The sequence below is a fragment of the Vibrio sp. Y176 genome (assembly GCF_033438945.1).
Window position 1 is genome coordinate 1 of record NZ_JAWOQS010000451.1, and the last position, 740, is coordinate 740.

Consider the following 740-nt stretch of genomic DNA (forward strand, 5'->3'; position numbering starts at 1 on the left):
GAACCTTATTTCGAAAATAGCTACGTCAATTTAGCGGACATGTATCGCCGACAAGGTGATGAAGCCAAAGCGGTCCAAATTCTGAGTGCGGGAATGAAAGCACAACCGAAATCAAGTTCGCTGCCTTACAGTGCAGGGCTTGCGCTGTTAAGACAAGGCAACAGCAAACAAGCTAATCAGTATTTAAAACAGGCAGCAGAAAGCGCGAAAGATAACGCTCAGTATTGGTATGTGTACGGTTTAGCGTTGGAGAAATCCGACGTATTAGAAGCGAGTAAGGCGTTAAACAAGGCGTTTGACGTTGGTGGCGACCCACGGCATCTTTATGCCCAGTGCGAAGTGTTGGCGAGAAACTATCGACAAGGCGGCGTTGCATTTGCCTTTGAACAGTGCACCAAGCAGCTTGGTGCACATGCTCCTGCGGAAGTTGTTCAACAGCTCAAAGCGACCGTGACTACAAAGAAATAGGTTCGTAATGCGCGGCTGCTAGGTGCGTTTTGATTCTCTCTCGCAATGCAATATGAGCAGGGTTGTTTAACTCACGTTTATGGTAGACGAACTTGTAAGGGATAGTGCATATAGAAATGGGGCAAGGCAGAACTTGAAGCTTAAGGGCTTTGCTCCATTTGTTCGCAAAAGATTGAGACACTAGACCTAAACAATCGCGTTGTGCGACGTACAACGCCATACCAGCAAGCGAAGATGTGACGAGATCCACTTTTCTTTCTAAAATGGTTTCT

The 740-nt window shown here is 46.6% G+C and carries 1 protein-coding gene and 1 pseudogene; one reads left to right on the forward strand and one right to left on the reverse strand.

Annotation, left to right across the window (positions count from 1 at the left end; all coding sequences use genetic code 11):
- Positions 1-468 (forward strand): tetratricopeptide repeat protein (locus R7O13_RS26620; RefSeq protein WP_412125734.1); only part of this gene is annotated, 468 nt, incomplete at its 5' end.
- Here the strand turns inward: R7O13_RS26620 and R7O13_RS26625 are convergent.
- Positions 455-740 (reverse strand): annotated as a pseudogene (locus R7O13_RS26625) (LysR family transcriptional regulator); the annotation flags it as partial. The gene R7O13_RS26620 and the pseudogene R7O13_RS26625 overlap by 14 nt on opposite strands.